Source organism: Flavobacterium sp. CSZ, from assembly GCF_015350725.1.
GTDB lineage: Bacteria > Bacteroidota > Bacteroidia > Flavobacteriales > Flavobacteriaceae > Flavobacterium.
On record NZ_JADKPQ010000002.1, the window covers coordinates 230,441 to 248,329 of the forward strand.

7 protein-coding genes are annotated in these 17,889 nt (G+C 33.1%); 4 read left to right on the top strand and 3 right to left on the bottom strand.

Features of this window, described 5'->3' with window-relative positions; all coding sequences use genetic code 11:
- Positions 1-22 precede the first annotated feature (22 nt).
- Positions 23-3,211, bottom strand: coding sequence for a T9SS type A sorting domain-containing protein (locus IRZ78_RS03215; RefSeq protein ID WP_194615153.1), 3,189 nt, complete (start codon positions 3,209-3,211; stop codon positions 23-25).
- Between the two features lie 169 nt (positions 3,212-3,380).
- Positions 3,381-7,925, bottom strand: a complete 4,545-nt coding sequence (locus tag IRZ78_RS03220) for a LamG-like jellyroll fold domain-containing protein (protein ID WP_194615154.1) — start codon at positions 7,923-7,925, stop codon at positions 3,381-3,383.
- Between the two features lie 548 nt (positions 7,926-8,473).
- Between IRZ78_RS03220 and IRZ78_RS03225 the strand changes: the two genes are divergently transcribed.
- The 4 genes from IRZ78_RS03225 to IRZ78_RS03240 all read left to right on the top strand — a co-directional run bounded on the left by IRZ78_RS03225 (position 8,474) and on the right by IRZ78_RS03240 (position 16,458).
- Positions 8,474-10,108 (top strand): S8 family peptidase, encoded by a 1,635-nt coding sequence (locus tag IRZ78_RS03225; protein ID WP_194615155.1) that lies wholly within the window; start codon positions 8,474-8,476, stop codon positions 10,106-10,108.
- A 63-nt stretch (positions 10,109-10,171) separates the two neighbouring features.
- Positions 10,172-12,052 (top strand): M1 family metallopeptidase, encoded by a 1,881-nt coding sequence (locus tag IRZ78_RS03230; protein WP_194615156.1) that lies wholly within the window; start codon positions 10,172-10,174, stop codon positions 12,050-12,052.
- Positions 12,053-12,445: 393 nt separating this feature from the next.
- Positions 12,446-13,585, top strand: coding sequence for a serine protease (locus IRZ78_RS03235; protein WP_194615157.1), 1,140 nt, complete (start codon positions 12,446-12,448; stop codon positions 13,583-13,585).
- Positions 13,586-13,650: 65 nt separating this feature from the next.
- Positions 13,651-16,458 (top strand): VIT domain-containing protein, encoded by a 2,808-nt coding sequence (locus IRZ78_RS03240; RefSeq protein ID WP_194615158.1) that lies wholly within the window; start codon positions 13,651-13,653, stop codon positions 16,456-16,458.
- A 97-nt stretch (positions 16,459-16,555) separates the two neighbouring features.
- On the opposite strand, the gene IRZ78_RS03245 is transcribed toward IRZ78_RS03240, so the two are convergent.
- A complete protein-coding gene (locus IRZ78_RS03245; RefSeq protein ID WP_194615159.1) occupies positions 16,556-17,494 on the bottom strand; it encodes an L-threonine 3-dehydrogenase in 939 nt (312 codons plus the stop codon).
- Between the last annotated feature and the right edge of the window lie 395 nt (positions 17,495-17,889).

Below are 17,889 nucleotides of genomic sequence, written 5' to 3' on the forward strand. Positions count from 1 at the left end.
TTTTTAGTTGTACTAAATTATATTATTCAACGATGATTTTCTTCGCTGAAGCGGCATCGCCATTTATTAAATAAACATAATAAAAGCCTTTTGGTAGACCAGATAGGCTAATTGCGTTATTGCTTTCGCCATTGCTAAAAGTAAATGATTTTACTAACTGGCCTAATGAATTATAAACGTTTGCTTTTTCTAAAACAATGTTGTTAATATGAACCTGGTCTTTAGTCGGATTTGGATAAACTACGGCTTTTTCAAAAACTGAATCTTCAACACCTAAAGTGGCACAATTTGAAGAATAAACGGTTTTAGCGTCTTTTCTATCCGACCAATTTGCATTTGAATAATTTTCATCATCTACGTTAATACAAGTTAGAGTATTGTTTGCGAAATTAGAATAAGTCATATCAAAATTTTTGTTATTCCCATTTTTCAAATTCAAATACCGCAAATTATTATATTGACAATCAAATTTGTTTAACATAACATTTTTAGTTACATCTAAATAATCTAGTTTATTATCATTACAAATAAAAGTCGCTAAGGCCACGTTATTAGTCACTTCTAAACGTTCTAGTTTATTATTATTGCAAATAAAAGTCACCAAGGCCGAGTTTTTATTCGCATTTAAAGTTCTCAGTAGATTGTTACTACAGTCAAAAGTGGTTAAAGCTATATTTCTAGTTATGTCTAAAGTCGTCAATTTATTATAAGAACAATTTAAATTTGTTAAGGCAGTATTAAGAGCCACATATAGATCTTGAAAATCGTTGAAAATAGAATTATTACTTACATTTAAATAAGTTAGGGCTGTATTGTAAGATACATTGAGTCCTTTTAATCGATTTGTGTTGCAATCTAAATAAGTCAAGAATGTATTTTTGTAAAGACTCAAACCTTCCAGATCATTTTTGGGACAAAACAAAGTAGTTAAAACAGTATTTTGCGTTAAATTGAGATTGGAGATTTTATTTGAACCGCAATCTAAGTACGTTAAAGATGTAAAATCTTCAATTCCTGTTAAATTTGTAATATTGCTAGAAGACACATCTAATGATTTTAGTGAAGATATATTAGTTGTAATTACTTTTCCATTTTTACCATCAGTATCAACTCCTATGTCTATCAATTTTTGCTCAAAAGCGGGATCAGGGATAAGAGTATAAGGAGTATTTTCACCACTGCAGTTTGAGTTGTAAAAAGCTTTTGGATCTTTACTAGGACCCCAACTCGAAGTGCTAAAAGCGTCAACATTGATGCATGTCAAGTTTGGATTGTCGATAAAATTACGTTTACTCAATCTAAGGTTATTGCCATTTTTTACATTCAGGTTAAACAGATTGTTAGAGTTGCAATAAAAAGTAGTTAGAGAACCATTATTTGAAACATCAAGATTCGTTAACTTATTAGTGGAGCAATCAAAGTAAGTCAATTTAGTATTCTTCGAAACATCTATCTGTGCCAATCGATTATTAGAACAATCAAGATAATTAAAATCAGGATTATGAGGAATTTCTAAACTAGTCAAAGCATTATAACTACAGGTTAGTTGAGTCAGCTTTAAATTATTTTTTAGGTTTAAATCTCTTATTTTTAGACTATGGCAACTTAGGATTTTTAAATTAATATTGTTAGAAACATCAAGAAAATCTATTGTATAATTATATGAACAATTTAATGTCGTTAAAGCAATATTTTTTGAAATATCTATTGAAGACAACTTATTTTTACTGCAATCTAGGGAAGTTAATTCAGTAAAATCCTCAATTCCTGTAAGATCTGTGATGTTTTTAGAAGATACATCAAGAGTTTTCAGGGAAGAAATGTTTGCTGTTAGTACTTTTCCAGAAAAATTACCTGAATCTAGTCCGAGATTTATTAGTTCTAGATGAAATCTTGGATCAGGAATAGCGGTGTACCGCCCATCACAAGCTAAGGCATAAGTAGCCCCAGATTCTTTGTTTCCCGTCCAATTTTTATTTGAATAGACTATGTCATCTACAGTGATACATTTCAAATCTTTATTTCCAGAAAAACTCAAATGATAAATAGAATTCCAGTAAAAAGCTTTATTATTTCCATTTTTTACATTTACACTTGTTAGGGAGTTGTCTGTACAATATAAAGATGTCAAAGCTATGTTTTTTGAAGCATCCAGACTTGTTAGTAAATTCGCTGAACAATCTAAAGTGACTAAAGCAATGAGTTTTGAAATATCCAGACTTGTTAGTGAGTTCTTGTCGCAAAGTAGCGTGATTAAGGCAGTATTTTTTAAAACATCCAGACTTATTAATTTATTAGATGTACATTGTAAGTTGGTCAAGGCTAATTTTTCAGAAACGTCAAGATTTGTTAGTTTATTATTATTGCAAATAATAGTAGTTAAAGAGGAGTTTTTAGAAATATTTAAGTTTGTTAGCAAGTTGTTTTGGCAATTTAAAGTAACTAAAGCAGTATTTTTAGTCAGATCTAAAGTTGTCAATTGTTGGCCTTGACAATTTAGTAATGTTAATGCTGTGAAATCTTGGATTCCCGTCAAATCTTTAACTAAACCAACCGCATTACTATTAGAAGTAATGTTTAAAGAAGTTAATGTAGAAATATTAGCTGTTAGCACTTTTCCATCTGTTGGGCCAGAGTCGTGACCAAGAGCAATCAAGTTTTTTTCAAAACTCAAATCTGGAATAAGGGTATATTGCTCGGTTCCTTTAACATAGATCTGTACATGATCTACAATGGCATTAAACCCGATATTATCAAGAGTATTTAAAGAAATACTTAAATTATAAGATAGATTTTGATCTGGTGTGAAAGTAGTTTCAACTGCTGTCCAGTTGTTATTTGTGGCAAAATAACTAGTGGAAAGGGTTGTCGAACTTCCGTTTTTACTAATGTTTAATACAATTGGATGAGAGCCGTTATAATTGCTGCTCAAATATTTGTATTTAAATTTAACTACATAGGTAACCCCAGCAGTTAAAGAAACTTGTGTTGTAATTTTCGGAATCAAGGCACTATTTGTAAAAGATAGTCTTGCGCTGTTGAATCCTTCCCAATAATCTGCAGTATTTTGGGCGATATTGTTTTGAGTTGTCCAATCGGACAATACGGTTGCGCTTGCCCATTTTTCGAATCCGCCATTTGGGACTAAATTCGTTTGGGCATAAAAAGTGAAATTTGCCAGTAATAGCAATAAAAGTAGTTTTGTTTTCATAGATTAAATTTATGATTAGTTATACAAGTATACATTATGAATCATTTTCTTACTTAAGATATTGTTTTTTCTTGCTGAATTTTATATGTTTAAATATGGCTGAGTTCAACTAAAAAAATCCCATTTTCAAACAAATGAATAATGGGATTTTTTAGTTTCTACAACTTATTTATTCAATGATAATTTTCTTAACCGAAGCCGAATCCTGATTGATTAAATAGACATAATAAACTCCTTTTGGTAAACCGGATAAATTAATTGTATTCGCGGTATTGCTTGAATTTAATGTAAAAGATTTTATCAATTGACCTAGCGAATTGTAAACGGTTGCTTTTTCTAAAGCAATATTATTTATGTTTAATTCTCCTTTAGTTGGGTTTGGATAGATTACAACTTTGTCGAAAGTATTGTCTTCAAGACCTAATGATTTACAAGTGTTTGAATAAGTTGTGGTTGTTTCCTTAATTTTAGACCAGTTGGTGTTTGAATAATCTGCATCGTCAACTTGAATACATCTAAGAGTTGTAAGCCCTAAAAAGCTTGTATATATACCGGAAGCTGATTTTTTACCAGTATTTGACGGCAGAATAAAATTGTGATTGTTTCCATTTCTTATATTTAATGTAACTAATGGATTATTGATTACATATACTATTGTCAGCTTAGTGTTTCTGGATAAGTCTAATGTGGTAAGCTGATTTGAAGAAGCGTTTAGTGTCTCTAATTCAATATTCTTACTTACATCTAAAGTTGTCAGCTGATTGCTGCTGACATCCAAAATAGTTAATGAGGTAAAATATTCTATTCCGGTTAGATCTTTTATATTACTGTTTGAAAGATCTAAAGAAGTAATAGAACTTGCGTCTGTAATTGTGATTTTTCCATTTAGGCCATCAGTATCAATTCCTAAATCGATTAGTTTTTGTTCAAAATTATCGTCTGGAATAATAGCATAGAATGGTGGACAGTCATTGTTATACTGAGCGTTTTCATCTTTTATAGTTACCCAATTTGCATTAGAATATTCTGCGTTATCAACCTGAATACAGGTTAAATCAGGATTGTCTGAAAAATCGGATATTTTGCTGTAGAAATTTTTATTATTTCCATTTTTTAAATTAAGAGTTCTAAGTTTGTTTTTATTGCAATATAAAGTATCGAGGTGAATGTTTTTAGATAAATCTAAAGAAGTCAATTGATTGTTTGAAACTCTTAAGCCTTTTAAAGAAACAAAGCCGCTTATCCCTGTTAGGTTTTTAATTGAACTAGAATTAAGATTCACATATTTTAAACTTGATATACTTTTATTTAGCACCTTTCCGTTTTTGCCATCAATGTCGACTCCTATATTAATTAATCTTTGTTCAAAATTAGGGTCAGGTATTAATGTATACTCTTCTGAACAATTAATACTGAAATCTGCATTCGCATCTTTTTTAGCTGCCCAATTTGTGTTGGCAAATGTAACATCATCAACCTGAATGCAAGTTAAATTTGGATTGTTTATAAGATTTAGATATGCAAATTTATCATTGCTTCCATTCTTCAAATTTAGACTTGTTAATTGATTAGAATTAGCATATAAACCGACTAAGGCAGTATTTAGGTTAACATCCAAAGTGGTTAGTTGATTTTTTGAGCAATTTAAAAATTCTAAAACTTTATTTTTGCTTATATCCAAATCTTTTAATTGATTAGACTGACAATATAGCTCTGTTAATGTAGTGATTTTAGAAACATCCAAGGTGGTTATTTTATTTTCACGGCAATCCAGAAGATTTAAAGCGGTATTTTTACTTAGATCTAAAGTGGTTAATTGGCTGGTATTACATCCCAAAAATGTTAAAGCAGTATTATTACTTACATCCAATGAAGTATATTGGTTTGAACCAGAATCTAATTTTGTTAAAGCAGTATTTTTTTTAACATCCAAAGAGTTTAATTTATTTGAGTAGCAAACTAACTCAGTTAAGACAAGATTATTACTTACATCTAAATTTGCAATCTGGTTGTTATTACAATCTAAAACAGTCAAAGCGGTATTCTTACTTACGTTTAATGCTTTCAGACTATTTTGACTGCAATTCAAATTAGTTAATGATACGAAGTCTTGTATTCCTGTTAAATCTGAAATATTACTTTTACTAACATTTAAGGAAGTTAAGGTGTTAATATTAGATGTCAGGATTTTTCCATCAACTGGAAAACTATCTAATTTCAAATTGATCAATTTTTGTTCAAAACTCGGATCTGGAATTAAAGTATAAGCAGGCTGCTCACCTGGAGTATACATAGCTGAAATTTCTTCCGGAGTCAAAACACGATTCCAGATGCCAATATCATCGATTTCTCCTTTAAAATACTCATTAGTTGTATCTCCTGAAATTCGTTTTCCTATTCTAAAAAGATTGTTCGTAGTATTTAAGGCAGCATTTTTTTCTGAAACAAATACACCATTTACATATAATGATACTTTGGTTCCGTTATAGGTAAGTGTAAAAAAATACCAGTCATTACTTAAGTAATTAAAGTTGTTTACATAAAAATCATCGCCTATGGCATTTGGCCCGGTTGAAGTTTCAAGATAACCTTTCGAATAAATAGTAAGTCCAAATCTTTGTAATCTTGATAACGCGCCATAATTAAAAATACATACATCTCCATTTTCACCTGGATTTGGAGTATTTGTTTTAAACCAGCCAGAAATTGTTCTTGTAGCATTGCCTTGAGGTATATTGGCAATAGTAGCATCAATATAACTGCCGGCTCCCTCAAAACTATAGGCGCTATTGCTGTTTCCAAATCTATCAGTTGTTAAAACAGCACCAGTAACAGATCCATTTGATTTATTTCCACTAACATCATTTGCGTTACCACTAAAAGGATAATAAGCGATCAAACCATTTGTAGGTATTTTATCATCAATCTGAATTGGCTTAATGGTTATAGTTATTGCTAATCTTGAAGAGCTTTCACATCCGTTGATTGTTTGCGATGCATAATATGTACCTGTTTGTAAAACAGTTGATAAACTTAACACATTAGACGATACAGGATCGGCATACCACTTAATGTTTGTACCGCTGGCTGTTAAATCGGCAACGGTTGCGCCTTTATCAAATGTTTGTGAATTTGCAGTTGGCGGTTGAGTAGTGTTTGAATTAATTATTACATAATCTGACTTTGTGATACATCCATTGGCGTCTTTTACCATTACAGAATAATTTCCTGCAGATAAATTATTAAAGATATTTGAATCTTGAAAACTTCCAAGCTCTGAAATAGAATATTGATAAGGTTTTGTTCCTCCATTTGCGATAATGGAGATACTTCCGTTATTATCATTACAGGTATCAATACTTGTTGTAACAAAAGAGATAAGATTGGGCTCAGTAATTGTAAAAGCACTAATAGTTGTTAATGAAGACGCATCTGTTGCTTTACATGTATATGTGCCAGGTGCTAGATCTTTCACGGAAGAACTTGTTCCTCCGGTAGACCATAAATAAGTGTAAGGAGCGGTTCCTCCTCCTGCACTAGCAGTTGCAGAACCATTATGCATGCCTAAACAAGTTACATTTACCGTATTTATATTAAGACTCAACATATCAGAGCAAGGAACAACTACAGGTACATTTTTATTAACAGTTGTACCATCACCTAATTGTCCATCTGCGTTATCTCCAAAAGTCCACATAATACCATCAGTACTTACTGCAGTTGTGTAGTACCAGCCTGCAGTTACCGCCTGCCAGCTTTTTCCAGTCCCTATTTGTACTGGTGTAAGGCTGTTTGAATATTTGCCATTTCCTAATTCGTTGTGTGAATTATATCCCCAGGTCCATAAAGAGCCATCAGTTTTTATTGCAATTGAATGATCTCCCGCCGCACCTAAAGTTTTCCAGTCTGTGGATGTTCCTATTTTTATCGGAATATAGCTATCCATAGTTGTGCCGTTTCCTAACTCACCATATGTATTTTGTCCCCAAGCCCATAAAGATCCATCTGTTTTTATAGCTAGAGTATGACTCCCTCCTCCACAGATCGTCTTCCAGTCAGTATCTGTTCCGATTTTTTTTGGTGAATAGCCATTTTTAGTAGTACCATCACCTAATTTTCCATCATCATTACTTCCCCAGGTCCATAAAGTTCCATCTGTTTTTAAGGCAATTGTGTGACGATAACCTACCGTTATCGTTTTCCAATCTTTATCTGTTCCAACCTGTTTAGGGATGCCGGGTCCTGAACTTGTACTATTGCCTAATTGTCCAAAATAATTATCTCCCCAGGCCCATAAAGTTCCATCTTTTTTGATTGCAACTGTATATTGATTTCCTGCTGCAATTGTTTGCCAATCAGTAGCAGGCCCTATTCGTTTAGGAATATTTTTATTTATGGTGGTACCATCTCCTAATTGCCCATTTTTATTGCTACCCCAAGCCCACAAAGAGCCGTCTTTTTTTAGGGCGACCGCATGATCAGTTCCGGTAACTACTGTTTTCCAATCAGTATCTGTTCCTATTTTTTTTGGCGAAGAATTGTTTAGTAAAGTGCCATCTCCTGATTGACCTTCTTTGTTGCTGCCCCAGCTCCATAGACTATTATCGTTTTGCATAGCTACATTGAAATTGTATCCAGAAGTTACTTCTTTCCAGCATTGCGCATTTGTTGATAAGTAAGAAAATAACAACAGTAAAAGTAGTTTTGTTTTCATAGAATTGGTTTAGAATTTGCCCACACAAGTATAACTTATTTATATTGTTTTTCCTTACGGGATAACGTAATGAGTAATTTATTTTCAATCATTAAAATTATAAGATTTTATTTATTTTAATATTATTATTTGTAAATATTATTTTATATATTGGCAAATAAGCCGATACCGAAAAGCTAAAGAGTAGATAAATATAAATTTTATAGTTTATGAATTTGGATGATTTTATTGAAAATGCAAATGAATTAGGATTAGTAACTCTTGAATCTCTGATCAGTTAAAAGAAATTAATGAAGGAATTGGAGGGCCGGCAGGTAATAATTTTGGATGGAAAGTAAAAGCATATCACATGTATCTTCTTTATGAAGAAGGTTGTTATTCATGTTAATGATTTCTTTTAATTTTTAAATCCGCTTTAAAAAGGCGGATTCTTTTTTGGAACATAGATTTTTATAATTGAAAATCATAACACAGTGTTAATCGTTAGTTTTATGTAACAAAAAATCATAATTTAGGCCCATATTTTAACTTTTACTAAAAATAGATACATGAGTCCTATAAAAATAAATACTTTATCAACTTTTGCATTACTTGTACTTGCAGGTTGCAGTGCTACTTTGCAAGCACAGACTTCTTCTACTAAAGAAATCATTACTGCTCCTTTGGCAGTGGTTAAAAAAGCACCGCTTAGCGAAAACGAACTAAAAAGATGGAGTCATCTTGATTTAATCAAAGATTCGATTCCGGGAATGAGTGTTGACAGAGCTTACGCCGAATTATTACAAGGAAAAAAAGGAGTAAAAGTAATTGTAGGGATTGTAGATTCTGGTGTAGATATCGAGCATCCTGATTTACAAGGAATGATCTGGACCAACCCTAAAGAGATTCCAGGGAATGGAATTGATGATGACAAAAACGGATTTATTGATGATGTTCATGGATGGAATTTTCTTGGAGATGCTGTTCACGAAAATCTTGAGATGACCCGTATTGTCAAAAAAGTAGATGATGGATCAGCGCAATACAAAGCAGCTTTAGCACAATACGAAGAAAAGTCTAAAAAAGTTTTAGAAGACAAACAACAAGTAGACTTCTTGATAGATGTGCATAATACTATAAAAAAAGAGTTAAATAAAACGACTTATAAACTAGAAGATCTAAGCAAAGTTACTTCTACTGATCCAAAAGTAGCTAGAAGTAAAATGGTAATGACTCAAATTTTGACTAATGCAGGACCAACTTTTGACCCTGAAGCAGAATTAGAAGATTATAGAGAATCAGTTTACGATCAGTTTAATTATAATTTGAACAAAGAATACGACGGAAGAAAAATCGTAGGTGATAATCCGGAAGATATCAAAGACAACCATTACGGAAATAATGTAGTTTTTGGACCAGATAAAGAAAAAGCATTGCACGGAACTCACGTTGCCGGAATCATTGCACAAGTTCGTGGTAATGATTTAGGAGGAGACGGGGTTGCAAACAATGTCGAAATATTAACCGTAAGGGCAGTTCCTGACGGAGATGAGTATGATAAAGATATCGCTTTGGCGATTCGTTATGCAGTTGATAACGGAGCAAAAGTAATCAACGGAAGTTTCGGGAAAAGTTTTTCTCCGCACAAAAAATGGGTTTACGATGCCATAAAATATGCTGCTAAAAAAGATGTTTTAATTGTACACGCGGCAGGAAATGACGGATACAATATCGATAAAACAGAAAACATTAATTACCCAAATGATTCTGAAGATAACGTAAAAGAATTTGCTAATAACGTGATTACAATTGGCGCAATCAACAAAGCATATGGAGAAACTGTTGTAGCTCCGTTTTCGAACTTCGGAAAAATAAATGTTGACGTTTTTGCTCCGGGTGAAGAGATTTACGCAACTGTTCCAAATAATAAATACAAGTATTTGCAAGGAACTTCAATGGCGTCTCCAAATGCGGCAGGAGTTGCAGCACTAATTCGTTCTTATTATCCAAAACTAAAAGCAGTTCAGGTAAAACAAATTTTAATGGATTCAGGAGTAGCACTTCCATCAATGATAATTTTAGGAGAAAATCCAAATCCGGACGAAAAACCGGTAGCAGTTTCTTCTGTAGAATCATCAAAAACTGCGAAAATGGTGAATGCTTATAATGCTTTATTGATGGCAGAAAAAATGTCAAAAAAATAAAAATAACACAAAATAGTAACCTAATGGAAGAGTGGCAACTCTTCCATTTTTATTGAAAAAACGATGCGAAAAATTATACTACTTTCCTTTTTGAGTTTAGGTTTAAACTCAGCATTTGCACAAAGTGCTCCATATTGGCAACAACACGCCGATTATAAAATGGAGGTTTCTATGGATGTAAAAAACTACCAGTACAAAGGAAAACAAGAATTGGTGTATACCAATAATTCTCCTGATACTTTAAAAAAGGTATTTTACCATTTATTTCCAAATGCATTTCAGCCGGGAAGTGAAATGGATGCACGTTTGCATTTTATAAAAGATCCTGACGGAAGAATGGTAACCAAAATAAAAGGTACAGACGGAAAGGAAACCAAACAAAGCCGAATTGAAACCTTAAAACCAAACGAAATTGGGTTTCTAAAAATCACCAACTTAAAACAAGATGGCGTAACGGCGCAAACCAGAGTTTCAGGAACAATCCTTGAAGTAACTCTGGCTAAAGCAATTTTACCGAATACCAAGACTACTTTTACCTTAGATTTCGACGGACAAGTTCCGGTACAGGTTCGTCGTTCAGGACGTAATAATTCTGAGGGAGTAGAGCTTTCAATGTCACAATGGTATCCAAAATTAGCAGAATTTGATTTTGAAGGCTGGCACGCAGATCCATACATTGCGAGAGAATTTCACGGTGTTTGGGGTAATTTCGATGTAAAAATTACAATCGATAAAGACTATACTATTGGAGGTTCAGGATATTTGCAGGACAAAAACACGATTGGTCACGGGTATGAAGATACTGGCGTAACGGTTGTATATCCAAAGAAAACAAAAACGTTGACCTGGCATTTTATTGCGCCAAATGTTCACGATTTTACATGGGCAGCAGACAAAGAATATACGCATGATATTGTAAAAGGACCAAACGATGTCGATTTGCATTTCTTCTACAAAAACAATCCAAAAACTACTGAAAATTGGAAACAATTAGAGCCTTTAATGGTCAAAGTAATGGAGTATTACAATCAAAGAGTAGGTGCATATCCGTACAAACAATACTCCTTTATTCAGGGTGGAGATGGCGGAATGGAGTATGCAATGTGTACTTTGATGTTAGGAAACGGAACACTTCAGGGAATTTTGGGAACTGCAACGCATGAATTAGGACATTCATGGTTTCAGCATATTTTAGCTTCAAACGAGTCTAAACACCCATGGATGGATGAAGGTTTCACAACTTATATCGAAGATGGGGCTTTGAATGAATTAAAAGGAGATAAAAAAGAAGTAAATCCTTATAAAGGAAATTATGCCGCTTATTACCAATTAGTAAATTCAGGTAAAGAGCAGCCACAAGGTACACACGGAGATCGTTACGACGAAAACAGACCGTACAGTATTTCGGCTTATATAAAAGGAAGTATATTTTTATCGCAGTTAGAATATGTAATTGGCAAAGAGAATGTGGATGCAACTTTGAAAAGATATTTTAACGATTTCAAATTCAAACATCCAACTCCAAACGATATTAAGAGAACTGCAGAAAGAGTTTCAGGGGCAGAGTTAGACTGGTATTTAATCGATTGGACAGAAACATTAAATACTATCGATTACAGTATCAAAGACGTTGCGGATAATGCAGGAAAAACGACTGTAACTTTAGAGAGAATTGGAAGAATGCCAATGCCAATCGACCTAACAGTTGAATATACTGATGGAACTTCTGAAAGTTTCTACATTCCTTTAAGAATGATGAACTTCATTAAACCAAATCCAAACCCAAAAGTGAAAAGAACAGTTTTAGAAGATTGGGCATGGGCGCAGCAAAACTATAGTTTTACAATCGACAAAAACAAAACAGCGATCAAAAAAATCACCATAGATCCAAGCGGATTAATGGCTGATGTAAAACCAGCAAATAATGTTTTTGAAGTGAAGTAAAGATTTTAAATTTCAATTAAGATAAAATCCAAAGCTGTTATGGCTTTGGATTTTTTTTGTTTAAAAAAGAATCAAAAAATAATGATTTATTCTAATTACTACCACTTTGTATTGGAAAACAATAAGTTATCATTAATATGTTTTTATAGGAATAATTCCAACTGCAGAATATTTACTTTAAAATGGAGATATTACATTTAGTCAGAATCTGAAAACTTTAAAGAAGAAAAAGTAATGGAGTATTTAATAAATTATCAATTCTAAATATGATGATATTTTACTACTAAAATTTAATAATTAAATTACTACCTTCGGGCCGTTAAAACAGCAAATGTTAAATGATTTTGTGAATTGACAATCTAGACCAAACTAATAAAACTTACCTATTTACAAATGAAAATTACAAAAATCGGAACCAACAATGATTTGCATGAGATTACCAATAAAAAAAGAAAACCTTATAAAATTATCTTCTTTGCTGTAGTCATTCTCTCAACAGCAGCTTTTTTTGGCTTTAAATATTTTAAAAAGGCACCTGCCGCTATTTGTTTAGATTCAGATACAAAAGTATATAACGAATACAAAGACGCAGTTGTACTGATAAGACACAGCTATGGTTATTTTGCAAAAATTAAGGGAACGGAAATTCAGCTTAATACTCCAGACGCAAAAGAAGAAACAGTCTTTGGAACAGGTTTTTTCATAGACAGAGAAGGTAAAATATTGACTAATAGCCATGTTTTACAACCATGGAATTCATCAGGTGAAGAGCAGGAAAAAACAAATACTGCCATAAGAAATCTAAGATTAAAAATTGCTTCAATTCTTACCACTGATGTATCGGAAGATGAGTATCAAAGTTTTATTGAAAGAAACTGGAAAATTGCATCTGCCTACGAGGAAAGTGAAGGTGATTACGAAGGTGAAGGTGAAGAAACAAGTGAAGAGCCAGCGGGTGAAGAATTTGTAAGTTCAAATGAGACAGAAACCGATACAGCCAAAGTAACAACAGATATTGCAGCTGCCATTCCGGTTAAAGAATATGTATCGAGGGAAGATATTGAGGTGTATGTAAAAACGGTAGAGATTGCGGTTGCACTTCATGATTCAGATGATCAATGGCTAAGTTGCGAGATCGAAAAAATTTCAGAAGATACCAATATTGATTTAGGCATTGTAAGACTTACGGATCATACAACTCCGCAAAGTGTTGCAAACATCATCAATCTTGACAATGCAGTTAAGGATGATGCCTCTTTAAATCCCGGACAAAAAGCAATAATGGTGGGGTATCCTTTGGGAATGGATTTGGCAAAAACAGATTCAGGTATAAAAGTGCAGCTTTATGATGGTAAAATAAGTAAAGAATCAGACGGGAATAAAATTCAATACAGTATCACTTCTACGCATGGGGCCAGTGGTGCACCGGTATTTAATGAGTGTGGTCAGTTGATCGCAGTCAATTTTAGCGGAGTAGATGAGGTACAGGGTTTTAATTTTGGAATTGTTGCCAAGCATATCAGCACTTTCTAACGAGAACCTCTTGAGAGTTTGTTGTTTTTTCGTCTTTGTAATTAAATAAAAATCACTTTTTTAATATGAATAAAGTTTTTACTATATGTGCATTAATGGTATTTAATGCCGTTTTTTCTCAAATACCAACTCTGGCCGTAGAAAATCAAAAAAAACATTCAGTGATCCTGCAGGAAGCAAAAATTGAGACCCAAATTTTGGGGAATCTTGCCACAACTATAGCCATTTACACTTTTTACAATCCAGGTGACAGAATTTTAGAAGGAAAACTTACGATTCCCTTACCAGAAGGAGTAAGCATAAGCGGCTACGCTTTAGATATCAACGGAAAATTAAGAGATGCCGTTCCTGTTCCTAAAGAAAGAGCTAAGGAAATATTTGAAAGTATTGAAAAAAGAAATATCGATCCTGGAATTATTGAAAAAGTTGAGGGAAATAATTTCCGAACAAGAATTTATCCAATTCCGGCGAAAGGAAGCAGAACGATTAAAATTACGTATCATCAGGAACTTAAAAATTTTGGTTCTGACTATCAATATCTTTTGACTTTTGCCAATGAAACTGTTAGTATTCCAAAATTTAATCTAAAAGTATTAATTAATGAGAGTCTGCTAATTCCCAAAATTACTGAGAATCCGGATGGAAGTTTTGCTTTTCAGAAACAGGGAAGTCAATGGGTTGCTGAGATTAGCAAACAAAATTTTACACCGAACGAAAATCTTAAAATAACGATACCAAAAGCAAATCAGTCTTCAAATATTTTGTTGCAGAAAACTTCTGGTGACAAATTTTATTTTGCAGCGAGTGTTGCGACAGATTTCCCTGCGAAGGAAAAATCAAAATCTCATAAAATTGCAATTATTTGGGATAATTCATTTAGCGGATCTAAGAGAAACCATCAAAAAGAAGTTGACTTTCTTAATGCCTATTTTTTAAACAATAAAGACGTTTCAGTATCTTTTGTGCTTTTAAATAACGTGCTGGAGAAGACAGAAGAATTTGCTGTTTCTGGCGGAAACTGGAGTGCATTAAAAAATAGAATTGCTAGCTTAAAATATGACGGTGGAACCGACTTTGGTGCATTAAAAGAGATTTCAGGAATAGAAGAATACCTTTTATTTTCTGACGGAATTTCAAATTTTGGTGATTTGACTTTAAAATTCAAAAAACCTGTAAATAGTATAGTAAGTACGCCTACTTCAGATTTTAATCTTCTAAAACTTTTAGCATCACAATCTGGAGGGCATTTTATCAATCTTAATGAATTAGACACTCCGTCTGCTCTAAAAACATACAGTAAACAGCCTGTTATATTTTTAGGATTTAAAGAAAATGCTAATATTCAGGAATTATTTCCAAATGTTGGAACTGCAGTAAATGAACCAGTCAATATATTTGGAATTTCAGCTCCAAATTTGGGTAAACTAACTGCTGTTTTTTCTGTAGGAAATAAGAACTACGAAGTCCCTGTAGATTTTAATACTGCTGTACAAGTTGATAACTGGCCAATTGCGCAATTTTGGGCACAAAGCAAAATCAATGATCTTGAACTCAATTCAACTCAAAATCGCGATGAAATCAGAAATTTGAGCGAACAGTTTGGAGTGGTAAGTAAAAACACCAGTCTTATTGTATTGGATGACGTCGATGATTATGTACGTTACGGAATTAAACCACCTCAGGAATTATTATCTGAATACAACAAAATCGTTTCAAGAAACAAAAAAGAAATTTTAGAGAAAAGAAAAAACCTGCTATCCAAATCTTTTGATATAACCCGTGAACTGGTAGCCTGGTGGAATACCGAATTCAAGCCTGCAGAAAAAAAGCAGTACCCTAAGATTTCTAATCAGTCATTAGGAGAATCAGCAAATAAAAATCAATTAGAAGATAATGCTGTTTACAGTAATGCTGCAGAAATGTCCGGGTCTACAAAATCCAAAGGTAAAATAACTCTGGTAGAAGTAGAAAGCAACGAAGAGTATATGAAAGATTTTCAGAATTTACAGTCCTCTGAATTAATCTATCAGAAGTATCTTGAAAATCGTTCTAAATATGAAAAGCAGGTAACGTATTATTTTGATATCTCTAAATTGCTATTCAAAAAAGGAGATAAAGCACTTTCTTTAAAAGTTTTAAGCACATTGGCAGAGCTCGATCTGGAAAATGAAGAGCTATACAAAACCATATATTATCTGCTAAAACAGAGAGGTAATTATGAAAAAGAATTATGGATTTCCCAGAAAATTCTGGAATGGAGACCGTTCGATTCTCAAAGCCACAGAGATTATGCATTGGCCCTGATTGATAATAAAAAACCTCAGGAAGCTCTTGATATCTATAAATCGATGCTTTATCAGGAATATACCGATGAGATTTCAGTAAGAGACAACGGTATAGAGGAGATTTTGATTATGGAAATTAATAATATTCTGAGCCAAAACAAAAATGTAGATGCGAGCAAAATAGATGATCGTCTAAAAGCAAATTTACCGGTAGACATTCGAGTTGTAATTAACTGGAATAAGGACAATACAGATATAGACCTTTGGGTTACAGATCCCAGAGGAGAAGATTGCTCCTATTCTCATAAATCTACAGAAATAGGAGGAAGATTAAGTAATGATTTTACTCAGGGTTTTGGTCCTGAACAGTTTTTACTAAAAAAAGCCATAAAGGGTAAGTATAAAATTAAAACCAATTTCTTTGGAGAGAGACAAAATATACTTTCCGGACCAACAACAGTAATGGCAGAAGTGTATTTGTACTATTCTGATGGAAGACAAGAACGTAAAATAGCTGTTTTCCAGAGTCAGAAAGAAAACAAACGCGAAAACGACAGCAAGATTCTGATTGGAGAATTTGAATTTTAGAAAAAAACAAAAAATACCGAAGATAAACGCTTCGGTATTTTTTTTGCTTAAAAGTTTCTGCTCGACAAAAAGTTCTTTATGAAAAGCTAAGATTGGTTTATCCTAAATGTTCCAGCATATCTTTTGTCATCGATTCAAGATCAAAAGTATGCTTCCAGTCCCAATCTTCTCTTGCCTGAGCGTCATCAATACTTGCCGGCCAGCTATCCGCAATTTTCTGACGGAAATCCGGTTCATAAGTAATCGTAAATTCAGGAATATGTTTTTTAATTTCATTCGCAATTTCAGTAGGCGTAAAACTCATCGCCGCTAAATTGTATGAAGAATGTATTTTGATTTTTTCAGCCGGAGCTTTCATGATATTAATCGTCGCATCGATTGCATCATCCATATACATCATTGGCATTTTTGTTTCTGATGATAAAAAGCATTCGTATTTTTTATCGGCTATAGCCTTATAAAAAATATCAACCGCATAATCAGTAGTTCCGCCGCCAGGAGGCGTAGACCAGCTAATTAGACCAGGATAACGAATACTGCGTACATCAACACCATAAATATTATGGTAGTATTCGCACCATCTTTCTCCCGCTTGTTTACTAATTCCGTAAACAGTCGATGGTTCCATAACTGTATATTGAGGAGTATTTTCTTTTGGAGTTGTAGGTCCAAAAACGGCAATACTTGATGGCCAGAAAATCTTTTTTATTTTTTTTGCTTTCGCCAAATTCAAAACGTGAAATAATGAATTCATATTCAAATCCCAGGCAAATGCAGGGTTTTTCTCGGCTGTAGCCGATAAAAGTGCCGCCATCAAATAGATATCAGTAATTTGATGTACTTCGACAAGATGCTCAATTTGGTTAAAATCTAAAGCATTGACCACTTCAAACGGACCCGAATTAACAACGTCAGTATTTAATTTTCGAATATCAGACGCAATTACATTGTCTGTTCCGTATAATTTGCGAAGTTTTTGAGTCAGTTCTGTCCCAATTTGACCGCAAGCGCCAATGATCAATATTTTTGGATTCATTTGTGATGTTTTTTTAGATGTACAAATATAACGTTTTCGCAAATATTTTTACTTTTCATAACAACAAATTATAAATTTAACAATGATGAAGATGCTTTTTTGGATTATTCTTCGTTGGAGTATGTAATTTTTTTTACCGCAAAGCAGGCAAGTTTTTTTAATCTCGCAAAGGCGCAGAGGCGCAAAGTTTTTTAAGCTTTATGTTCTTGTTTTGTGTTTAATTTTACTAAGATGCAGAAGTTACAAGGAATATAAACTTTGCGCCTCTGCGGCTTTGCGAGATTATTTCATACTGCTAAAAAAAACTTGCGTGCTTTGCGGTTAAATATTCCAGGCACAGATTCCAGCCAGTTAGAAATGACCTGTGTTAATCTGTGTAATCCGTTAAATCTGTG

Excerpts from the sequence above, each read along its gene's own strand:
- IRZ78_RS03215 (WP_194615153.1), bottom strand. The coding sequence starts at position 3,211 with ATGAAAACAAAACTACTTTTATTGCTATTACTGGCAAATTTCACTTTT.
- IRZ78_RS03220 (WP_194615154.1), bottom strand. The coding sequence starts at position 7,925 with ATGAAAACAAAACTACTTTTACTGTTGTTATTTTCTTACTTATCAACA.
- IRZ78_RS03225 (WP_194615155.1), top strand. The coding sequence starts at position 8,474 with ATGAGTCCTATAAAAATAAATACTTTATCAACTTTTGCATTACTTGTA.
- IRZ78_RS03230 (WP_194615156.1), top strand. The coding sequence starts at position 10,172 with ATGCGAAAAATTATACTACTTTCCTTTTTGAGTTTAGGTTTAAACTCA.
- IRZ78_RS03235 (WP_194615157.1), top strand. The coding sequence starts at position 12,446 with ATGAAAATTACAAAAATCGGAACCAACAATGATTTGCATGAGATTACC.
- IRZ78_RS03240 (WP_194615158.1), top strand. The coding sequence starts at position 13,651 with ATGAATAAAGTTTTTACTATATGTGCATTAATGGTATTTAATGCCGTT.
- IRZ78_RS03245 (WP_194615159.1), bottom strand. The coding sequence starts at position 17,494 with ATGAATCCAAAAATATTGATCATTGGCGCTTGCGGTCAAATTGGGACA.